Origin of the sequence: Streptomyces sp. NPDC059582, from assembly GCF_042735715.1 — a bacterium.
Lineage (GTDB): Bacteria > Actinomycetota > Actinomycetes > Streptomycetales > Streptomycetaceae > Streptomyces.
The window spans coordinates 172,053-179,642 of the sequence record NZ_JBHWCC010000011.1; the positions used below are offsets into that span (position 1 = coordinate 172,053).

7 protein-coding genes and 2 pseudogenes are annotated in these 7,590 nt (G+C 72.3%); 2 read left to right on the forward strand and 7 right to left on the reverse strand.

Annotated features, from left to right (window positions below; all coding sequences use genetic code 11):
* Positions 1 to 50: 50 nt before the first annotated feature.
* Together ACFV0T_RS13275 and ACFV0T_RS13280 are read right to left on the reverse strand one after the other, a co-directional pair.
* Complete coding sequence (locus ACFV0T_RS13275; protein WP_385777755.1) at positions 51 to 638, reverse strand: flavodoxin family protein; 588 nt, start codon at positions 636 to 638, stop codon at positions 51 to 53.
* 117 nt (positions 639 to 755) lie between these two features.
* Positions 756 to 1,274: a DUF6668 family protein gene (locus ACFV0T_RS13280; RefSeq protein WP_385777758.1), complete on the reverse strand. Its 519-nt coding sequence runs from the start codon at positions 1,272 to 1,274 to the stop codon at positions 756 to 758.
* A 269-nt stretch (positions 1,275 to 1,543) separates the two neighbouring features.
* Here ACFV0T_RS13280 and ACFV0T_RS13285 point away from each other — a divergent pair, with 269 nt between their 5' ends.
* Positions 1,544 to 2,857, forward strand: a complete 1,314-nt coding sequence (locus tag ACFV0T_RS13285; RefSeq protein ID WP_385777761.1) for a tetratricopeptide repeat protein — start codon at positions 1,544 to 1,546, stop codon at positions 2,855 to 2,857.
* A 60-nt stretch (positions 2,858 to 2,917) separates the two neighbouring features.
* Here ACFV0T_RS13285 and ACFV0T_RS13290 read toward each other — a convergent pair whose 3' ends face one another.
* The 3 genes and pseudogenes from ACFV0T_RS13290 to ACFV0T_RS13300 all read right to left on the reverse strand — a co-directional run bounded on the left by ACFV0T_RS13290 (position 2,918) and on the right by ACFV0T_RS13300 (position 5,544).
* Complete coding sequence (locus ACFV0T_RS13290) at positions 2,918 to 3,388, reverse strand: VOC family protein (RefSeq protein WP_385777764.1); 471 nt, start codon at positions 3,386 to 3,388, stop codon at positions 2,918 to 2,920.
* 302 nt (positions 3,389 to 3,690) lie between these two features.
* A pseudogene (gene rarD / locus ACFV0T_RS13295) lies at positions 3,691 to 4,547 on the reverse strand (EamA family transporter RarD); the annotation flags it as partial.
* A 142-nt stretch (positions 4,548 to 4,689) separates the two neighbouring features.
* A complete protein-coding gene (locus tag ACFV0T_RS13300) occupies positions 4,690 to 5,544 on the reverse strand; it encodes an SDR family oxidoreductase (protein ID WP_385777767.1) in 855 nt (284 codons plus the stop codon).
* Between the two features lie 90 nt (positions 5,545 to 5,634).
* Here ACFV0T_RS13300 and ACFV0T_RS13305 point away from each other — a divergent pair, with 90 nt between their 5' ends.
* Positions 5,635 to 6,024, forward strand: a complete 390-nt coding sequence (locus ACFV0T_RS13305; protein ID WP_385777770.1) for a winged helix-turn-helix transcriptional regulator — start codon at positions 5,635 to 5,637, stop codon at positions 6,022 to 6,024.
* A gap of 33 nt (positions 6,025 to 6,057) precedes the next feature.
* On the opposite strand, the gene ACFV0T_RS13310 is transcribed toward ACFV0T_RS13305, so the two are convergent.
* Positions 6,058 to 7,137, reverse strand: a complete 1,080-nt coding sequence (locus ACFV0T_RS13310; RefSeq protein WP_385777773.1) for a 2-oxoacid:ferredoxin oxidoreductase subunit beta — start codon at positions 7,135 to 7,137, stop codon at positions 6,058 to 6,060.
* Positions 7,130 to 7,590: pseudogene (locus ACFV0T_RS13315) on the reverse strand (2-oxoglutarate ferredoxin oxidoreductase subunit alpha); the annotation flags it as partial. The gene ACFV0T_RS13310 and the pseudogene ACFV0T_RS13315, both read right to left, overlap by 8 nt.

The window sequence follows — 7,590 nt, forward strand, 5'->3', positions numbered from 1 at the left end:
TGGTGGTGCCGGGCTGGGGGACGGCAGCGGTGCCCGGCCTCCGGGACGGCTCAGGCGTCCTCGAACAGGAAGCGGGCGAGTGGCGCCTCCTGCGCGAAGAACGTCTTCGCCCTCGTCAGCGCGGCCGTGTCCTTCAGTACGTCGCCGCGCGCGCTGCCGTTGCCGAGCAGGACCCCGCCGAACCGCATCTTCAGGTACGCGGCCGAGTTGTTGAGCGCGCCGATCAGCGGGTCGGCGACCACCGGCTCCGCGTCCGCGAGCGCGGTGACGCCCCAGAGGGTGCGCCCGGCCAGCGTCGCCTTGAAGTCGGCGCCGGGGACGCGCAGCCAGCCGGACCAGTAGTCCAGGTAGCGCTTGGTGAGGCCGGACATCGAGTACCAGTACAGCGGCGACGCGATCACTATGTCCGTCGCCGCGAGCGTGGCGTCGAGCAGCATGGTCTCGGCGTCCGTGGCGCAGGGGCGAGGGCGGTCGGCGTCGTGCCGCCCGTCCCCGAAGTCGGGCAGCGCCAGCCCGGCGAGGCCGACCCACTGCTGCTCGACGTCCGCGGGCAGTTGTTCGGCGGCCCTGCGCGCCAACAACTCCGTGTTGCCGTCGCTGCGACTGCTGCCCAGGACGAACAGGAAACGACGAGTCATGGCTCCCCCAGCTTCGGCGATACGACGTACGGCACCGGCACCAGCACGGCCCCGGCACACGCACGGCACACGTACGACGTCGGGAACAGCCTCCTACGACGATTACGTGCGCCTGCATTACATGCGCGTGCAACTATACGCGATGAGCCGGATCAGCGCCCGGGTTTCCCTGGGCGGCTCCCCGCTCAGGTCGCCGACGCGCCAGGCGGGTACCCACGGCACCCGATGGACGTCGACGGCCGACTCGATCAGCGCGATCCGCCGGGCGAGCGGGCGTGGCAGCCGGCCCGGCGCGTCCGCGACGAGCACGACGGAGTCGAGGTCCAGCCCCACGGGGGCCTCCCCGCGCCGGAACACCTCCAGCGTGCGCAGAACGGCGTCGAGTCCCGCCGCGTGCGTCCGGGCGACGAGCAGCACCGACGGCGGATCACCGGCGCCCGGCCAGTCGTGGCCGCAGTCCTGACCGCCGTAGACGGCGGCGAGGGTGGTGGTGCCCGCGCCGCCGTGCGTGGCCACCCAGGAGAAGCGCCGCGGGGTGCCGTGGACGGGGCCGGGCTCCGCCGCCTCCTGCTGCGGGGTGCTCACCGGCCCCCGGATCCAGATCTCCGGCCCCTGCCGCACACCGCCGTCGCGCATGCCCGTGCTCCTCCCTCGTCGGCCCTGATCGTCACTCCGCCGCGGATACGCACGACACCACGGGCGGGGTCCTGGGACGAGTCTGTGACCTGGTGGTGACGCGTGCACCCGAAGTGGGCGGAGAGACTCGACAGTACGTGCAGGACCGGATTCCGCCGCTGGGGGAGCGGTGTTCCGGCGCCGGGAAGGGGCACCATGGAACCTGCGGTGCCCGCGGAACCCGCCCGCGCCGGCCGCCGACTCCCCGACGCATCCGAGTGAGGGAAGCGATGTCTCGACTCAGCCGCGAGAAGAAGCGCGAAGACCAGCGCACCGCGCGCTCCGCGGTCCCCATGACGCCCGCGCGGGCACCACTGGACGTCCGGGTCCCCGCGGCCGGACCAGGTGCGGGCGGCGCGACGATCGGCGGCGTGCCGGTCGTCCCGGACCCCGGTGAGGAGGTCCAGAACGCCGTGCTGAGGCACCTCCACCGCATCGCCCGCGCCACCGGGCAGCCGGTCCTCGCCCTGGTCCGGGACGACCGCATCGGCTACGCCGTCCCGATCCGGGTGGACCTGGACGGTTCGAGTCACTTCACGGGGGAGCCGGCCGCCACCGCACCACCGCAGGACGCCGTACCGACCACGCCCCCGGCCGCGCCGGCCGCACCCGTGACCACGCCGCCGGCCTGGCAGCCGGAGGACGCCGTACGGCCGCAGCCGCAGCCACAGCCGCTCCCGCTCCCGGATTCGGAACCGCTGCCGGAGCCGCTGCTCGACGACCCCGCTCCCACCTTCCGCCTCCGTACGGTGCAGGAGTCCGCGACGGACACGCCTTATGGCACGGCCGCCGCCCCGACGGGCGAGTTCGGCCCGCCCCCGGCCATGGACGGCCCCCCGAGCCCCGCACCCGCGGCCGCACCTGCGCCCGCGCCCGCACCTGAACCCGCACCGTTCACCTTCGGCCCGCCCTCCGCGGTCCCGTCCGAACCGCACCCCGAGGCCCACCCCGAACCCGACCCCTACGCCGTTCCCGAGCCCGCCCCCGACCCCAAGGCGACTCCCGCCCGCGGCTTCGACGCGGTCGCCGAAGCCGTGCTCGGGGACGAACCGCTGGGCGCGTCCGGCGAGAGCGGCACACCCGCCCTCCTCGCCGAGCCGATGGCACGGATCAGCGACGCCGTGAAGTCGGGGCAGATCGAGGAGGCGGCGGCGCTGGCGGAGCGGACCGTGGCCGAGGCGTCGAGGTCGCTGGGCCCGGAGCACCCCGAGGTGCTCCGGCTGCTCGAACTCACGGCGTACATCGCCTATCTGGCGGGCGACCCGCTCCGCGCCTTCCACCTCTCCCTCGACCTGGCCCGGGTGTGCCACCGCGCCGGGAACGCGGAGGCCGCGTACGGCAACGTCCAGAGCGCGGCCGCCGCCTGGCGTGCGGTGCGCGACCCCGTCCAGGGCCTGCGCCTGGGGCAGGATCTCCTCGGGCTGTGGACCGACCTCACGTCGGAGGACGGGCCCGCCGCCGACGACATCGGTCAACTGGAGTCCGCCCGCGCCCGTATGAACCGCCTCGCGGAACGGGCGGCCCGCAACGCGGACTCGCGCTAGCGGACCGCGGACCGCGGACCGCGGAGGGAGGGGCGGCGGGCGGGGGAGCCGGGCCGCACGTCACTGCACGCAGAACTCGTTGCCCTCCGGATCCGCCAGCACGACCCATTCGCCGCCCGGCTCCTTCACCTCCCGCACCACGCTCGCCCCCAGCTTCAGCAGGCGCTGGACCTCCTCCGCCCGCCGGTCCCGGCCCGCGTGCAGATCCAGGTGCAGCCGGTTCTTGGCCGCCTTCGGCTCCGGCACGCGCTGGAACAGCAGCCGGCGCCCGAGCCCGGTCCCGCTGGCCTCGTCGTACGGGTCGTCCGGGTGCCGTACGGCGATCAGGTCGCGGAAGGCGGGGCGGCCGTGGAACTCCACGGTGGCCGAGCCGGGCAGGGCGCCGGCCTCCAGCAGCCGTTCGACGAGTGCGCTGTTGTCCTCGACCGCGTAGTGCAGCGCGGCGGACCAGAAGTCGGCCTGCGCGTGCGGGTCGTCGGCGTCGATGACGAGTTTCCAGTGCAGCGGGGCGGGTGCGGTCGTCTGCGTCATGCCGACCACTTGTAGTCGTTGTCCGAGCCGGCGCGCAACGGAACCGCCGGGACAGTCGCCCGGTCCGACTGCGCACCGGCCGTACGTGAACCTCGTTCGCGAAGGGGACGGCGCCGGACAGCGCTCGGCCAGGCCGGACGGACCGGTCAGGCGTCCACCGCGGTGGCGCTGGTGGCGCTGGTGGCACTGGTGGCGGAGTCGGTGGCGGAGCAGGGAGCGGGGACCGCGGCAGTGCCGGAGCCGGGGACCGCGGCCGAGCCGGGAGCGGCGACCCTGCGCCCTGCCGTCCCGGCCCTGAGCAGCGCGGCGCGGCGGGCGGTGTGCAGCGCGTTCCAGGTGAGCAGCGCCAGAGCCAGCCAGACCAGGGCGAAGCCGGCCCAGCGCTCGGGCGGCATGGCCTCGCCGAAGTAGAGGACGCCGAGCAGGAACTGGAAGACCGGGGCCAGGTACTGGAGCAGGCCCAGCGTCGACAGGGGGACCCGTATCGCGGCCGCGCCGAAGCAGACCAGGGGGATCGCGGTGACGATGCCGGTCGAGGCGAGCAGGGCTCGAGTCGCTGGCCGCCGAGACCGCGATCCAGTTCCTGCCCGCCCTCGGCTATCTGCTGTGGCTGAGCGCGCACGGCGCCGCCGAGGTTGACCTTCTTCTTCACCAGCCCGTAGGTGGCGAAGGAGAAGGCGAGGCAGAGGGAGATCCACGGCGGGCGACCGTAGCCGATGGTGAGGACCAGTACGGCGGCGAAGCCGATGCCGACGGCCGCCCACTGCACGGGCCGCAGCCGCTCCTTCAGCAGCAGCACGCCCATGGCGATGGTGACCAGAGGGTTGATGAAGTACCCGAGCGAGGCCTCCACGACGTGCCCGCTGTTCACGGCCCAGATGTAGACGCCCCAGTTCACGGTGATGACCGCGGCGGCCGCGGTGACCAGTGCCAGCCTGCGCGGCTGCCGCAGCAGCTCGCCCACCCAGGCCCAGCGGCGTACGAGGACGAGCGCGACGGCGACGAAGGCGAGGGACCACACCATCCGGTGGGCGAGGATCTCGGCCGCTCCGGCGGGCTTCAGCAGCGGCCAGAAGAGGGGGACGAGTCCCCACATCCCGTAGGCCGCGAAGCCGTTCAGCAGCCCTGTCCGCCGCTCGCTCCTCGACTCTCCGGCCACGGGTTCCTCCTTCTCGTTCGCACACACACGCGCGCGTGCGTGCCCATGAAGGTAGCGCCGAGCACCCCCGGCTGTCATGTCCGTATCGCCATACGGTCATGACAGCCGGGGTGGCGTGCCGGGGTCCCGAACGAGGGCGGCGTCAGCCCTTGAGCGCGGCGGCGACGGCCTCGGCGAGCGGGGTGGTCGGGCGGCCTGCCAGGCGGGAGAGGTCGCCCGTGGTGACGGCCAGCTCGCCCTTCTCGATCGACGCGTCCACGCCGACCATGATCACGGCGAACATCTCGGGCAGTCCGGCGCCGGTCAGAATGCCCTGGAGGGCCTCGCCGGGGACGGAGTTGTAGGCGATCTCCTTGCCGGTCTGCCGGCTCAGCTCGGCCGCGTACTCGGCGAAGCCCCAGGCCTCGTCGCCGCCCAGCTCGTACGTCCTGCCCTCATGCCCCTCGCCGGTCAGCACGGCGACGGCGGCGGCCGCGTAGTCGGCGCGCGAGGCGGAGGAGATCCGGCCCTCGCCGGCGGCCTGGACGACGGCGGAGTGCTCCAGCACCGGGGCCAGGTTCTCGGTGTAGTTCTCGTGGTACCAGCCGTTGCGCAGCAGCGTGTAGGGCAGACCGGAGGCGAGCAGCACCTGCTCGGTGGCGCGGTGGTCGTCGGCGAGCGCGGCCGTCAGGCTGCCGGGGGCGCTGGTGTAGGCGAGCAGGGCGACGCCGGCCGCCTTGGCGGCGTCGATGACGACCTGGTGCTGCTGGACGCGGCCCTTGTCGAACTCGTTGCCGGAGATCAGCAGGACCTTGTCGCCGGCCGCGAAGAGGCCGTCGAACGTCTCGGGGATGTTGTAGTCGGCGACCGCGAGCCGTACGCCCCGGGCCGCGAAGGCGGCGCCCTTCGCCTCGTCGCGCACGACGGCGGTGATCTGCTCCGCCGGGATCTTCTCCAGCAACTGCTCCACGACGTGACGGCCGAGATGTCCGGTGGCTCCGGTGACGACGATGCTCATGATCTGAATCTCCTAGTGGGGTGCGATGTCACCCACCCTAGGAGGGGCACTAACTATCCGACAGTACCCACTTTGAAGTAAGGTACCCACATGTCAGTTAGCAGTCAGGTGGCCGGCAAGTACGACGTCGGCGAGAACATGTGCCCCTACCGCCTGGTCCTGGAGCACGTCACCAGCCGCTGGGGCGTGCTCGTCCTGATCGAGCTCCTCGACCGCCCCTACCGCTTCAGCGAGCTGCGCCGGACGATCGGCCGGGTCAGCGAGAAGATGCTGACGCAGACGTTGCAGACCCTGGAGCGGGACGGTCTGGTGCACCGGGACGCCAAGCCGGTCATCCCACCGCGCGTCGACTACTCCCTGACGGAACTGGGCCGCGAGGCCGCCGAGCAGGTACGCGCGCTGGCGCTGTGGACCCATGAGCGGATGCCCGCCGTGGAGCGGGCGCGGCGCGCCTACGACGAGGCCCGGGCCGCCTCGTAGGGGCCCGGGCCTCGTCACGCAGGTCCGGTCCGGTCAGCCGACGACCGTCCAGGTGTCGCCGCCCGCCAGCAGCGCGGCCAGGTCCCCCTTGCCGTGCTGTTCGATCGCCGTGTCCAACTGTTCGGCCAGCTGGGTGTCGTAGACCGGCCGTTCCACCGCGCGCAGCACGCCGATCGGGGTGTGGTGGAGGGTGTCGGGGTCGGCGAGCCGGGAGAGGGCGAAGGCGGTGGTCGGCGAGGCCGCGTGGGCGTCGTGTACCAGGATCTGCGCCTCGTTCTCCGGAGTCACCGTGACCACCGTCAGGTCGCCCGTCCGCTGGTCCCGCACGACACCGCGCGAACCGTCCGCCCCGAAGCGGATCGGCTGCCCGTGTTCGAGGCGGATCAGCGCCTCCTGCGCCGACTGTCTGTCCTTCAGTGCCTCGAAGGCGCCGTCGTTGAAGATGTTGCAGTTCTGGTAGATCTCCACCAGTGCCGTGCCGGGGTGCGCGGCGGCCTGCCGCAGGACCTCGGTGAGGTGCTTGCGGTCGGAGTCGATCGTGCGGGCCACGAACGACGCCTCCGCGCCGAGGGCCAGGGAGACGGGGTTGAAGGGGGCGTCCAGGGAGCCCATCGGCGTCGACTTGGTGATCTTGCCGACCTCCGACGTCGGACTGTACTGGCCCTTGGTCAGGCCGTAGATCCGGTTGTTGAAGAGCAGGATCTTCAGGTTGACGTTGCGGCGCAGGGCGTGGATCAGGTGGTTGCCGCCGATGGAGAGCGCGTCTCCGTCACCGGTCACCACCCACACGCTCAGGTCGCGCCTGCTGGCGGCGAGACCCGTCGCGATCGCGGGCGCCCGGCCGTGGATGGAGTGCATCCCGTACGTGTCCATGTAGTACGGGAAGCGCGACGAGCAGCCGATGCCCGAGACGAAGACGATGTTCTCCTTGGCGAGGCCGAGTTCGGGCATGAAGCCCTGCACGGCGGCGAGGATCGCGTAGTCACCGCAGCCGGGGCACCAGCGCACTTCCTGATCGGTCTTGAAGTCCTTCATGGACTGCGCTGCCTCGGCCTTGGGAACGAGCGAGAGTGCCTCGATCGTGCCTGTGCCTTCCGTGGACGTCTCAGCCATCGATGGCCTCCTTGAACGCCGTGGCGAGCTGTTCCGCCTTGAACGGCATGCCGTTGACCTGGTTGTACGAGTGCGCGTCGACCAGGTACTTCGCCCGCACGAGGGTGGCGAGCTGGCCGAGGTTCATCTCGGGGATCACGACCTTGTCGTAGCGCCCCAGCAGCGCGCCGAGGTTGCGCGGGAAGGGGTTGAGGTGACGCAGGTGCGCCTGCGCGATCGACTCCCCGGACGTGCGCAGCCGGCGTACCGCCGCCGTGATCGGGCCGTACGTCGAGCCCCAGCCCAGCACCAGCGTGCTCGCCCCGTGCGGGTCGTCGACCTCGATGTCCGGCACGTCGATGCCGTCGATCTTGGCCTGCCGGGTGCGGACCATGAAGTCGTGGTTGGCGGGGTCGTAGGAGATGTTGCCCGTGCCGTCCTGCTTCTCGATGCCGCCGATGCGGTGCTCCAGGC

Bases quoted from the DNA above. Each gene is read 5' to 3' on its own strand.
- ACFV0T_RS13275 (WP_385777755.1), bottom strand. From the start codon at position 638: ATGACTCGTCGTTTCCTGTTCGTCCTGGGCAGCAGTCGCAGCGACGGC.
- ACFV0T_RS13280 (WP_385777758.1), bottom strand. From the start codon at position 1,274: ATGCGCGACGGCGGTGTGCGGCAGGGGCCGGAGATCTGGATCCGGGGG.
- ACFV0T_RS13285 (WP_385777761.1), top strand. From the start codon at position 1,544: ATGTCTCGACTCAGCCGCGAGAAGAAGCGCGAAGACCAGCGCACCGCG.
- ACFV0T_RS13290 (WP_385777764.1), bottom strand. From the start codon at position 3,388: ATGACGCAGACGACCGCACCCGCCCCGCTGCACTGGAAACTCGTCATC.
- ACFV0T_RS13300 (WP_385777767.1), bottom strand. From the start codon at position 5,544: ATGAGCATCGTCGTCACCGGAGCCACCGGACATCTCGGCCGTCACGTC.
- ACFV0T_RS13305 (WP_385777770.1), top strand. From the start codon at position 5,635: ATGTCAGTTAGCAGTCAGGTGGCCGGCAAGTACGACGTCGGCGAGAAC.
- ACFV0T_RS13310 (WP_385777773.1), bottom strand. From the start codon at position 7,137: ATGGCTGAGACGTCCACGGAAGGCACAGGCACGATCGAGGCACTCTCG.